At 41.8% G+C, this 1,158-nt stretch carries 2 protein-coding genes; both read left to right on the top strand.

Features of this window, described 5'->3' with window-relative positions:
* Window positions 1-537: alkyl hydroperoxide reductase subunit C (gene ahpC, locus ACS8FD_RS15860; protein WP_439276556.1), on the top strand; the 537-nt coding region annotated here is incomplete at its 5' end.
* A gap of 268 nt (window positions 538-805) precedes the next feature.
* The coding region (locus ACS8FD_RS15855) for an SDR family NAD(P)-dependent oxidoreductase (RefSeq protein ID WP_439276555.1) at window positions 806-1,158 on the top strand (353 nt) is incomplete at its 3' end.

Below are 1,158 nucleotides of genomic sequence, written 5' to 3'. Positions count from 1 at the left end.
GAATTCTCAACAGAAGCTTTTGTAAATGGTGAGTTTAAAACAATTACTTCAGAAGACGTAAAAGGCAGCTGGGCGATCTTTATGTTCTACCCACATGACTTTACCTTTGTTTGCCCAACTGAATTAGAAGACATGGCCAACCATTATGAAGAGCTAAAGGGCCTCGGCGTTGAAGTATACGCAGTATCAACTGACACGCATTTCGTACACAAAGCATGGCATGATTCTTCAGAAGCGATTGGTAAAGTACAGTATCCAATGCTAGGCGACGGTACTGGTAAAATTACTCGTGGCTTTAACATCATGATCGAAGAAGACAACGCTGCGCTTCGTGGTACTTTCTTAGTAGATCCAGATGGCCTAATCAAAGTTGCTGAAATTCATGACTTAGGCATTGGCCGTAGCGCAAAAGACATGGTTCGTAAAGTAAAAGCGGCCCAGTATGTGCGTGACAACGACGGTGAAGTATGTCCAGCAGCTTGGGAACAAGGTCAAGCAACGCTAAAACCAAGCCTTGATTTGGTTGGTAAAATCTAAGTAGTCGATTTATTATTTAGATACTTCTATAGGACTGGCTACTAAGTACGTTTAGAGCTAGTAACATAGACAAAGACTCTATCAGCAGATGTTGATAGAGTCTTTTTTTACATCTCGTCTACAGGCTGACACCAGATTTTACCTAATCCTTATTTTAGATTCTTTAAGCTGATAACAAGCTTTAAACGATAAGAAGCGGTAGGTTATTCAAAAGCTCGTTTAATCACGACTACTATAAGAATGAATATGATAATAAAGGAGTAAAATCATGAGTAATCAATCAGAAAATAAAGATTTTCCTCAGCAAGAGCAGTCTTTGCCAGGCTCGCAAAAACAACAACACCCAAATCCTGAAGTATTGCCGCGCGACTATCCGAACGGCAAGCTGGCTGGAAAAGTGGCGATTGTGACGGGATCCGATAGCGGTATTGGCCAAGCGGTAGCTATTTTGTTTGCCAAAGAAGGCGCAGACGTGGTGGTAAGCTACCTTTGTGAAGATGAAGATGCCAAAGTGACTAAAAAGCATATTGAGTCTTATGAGCGCCGCTGCCTATTGGTTGCCTCTGACTTGTCAAAGGAGGCTAACTGTAAAGAGCTGATAGACAAAACGCTCACTGAGTT

This window comes from Psychrobacter sp. 1U2 (genome assembly GCF_051847575.1).
Note: the sequence above shows the minus strand (reverse complement) of the source record. Positions and strands in the feature narration are given on the sequence as shown.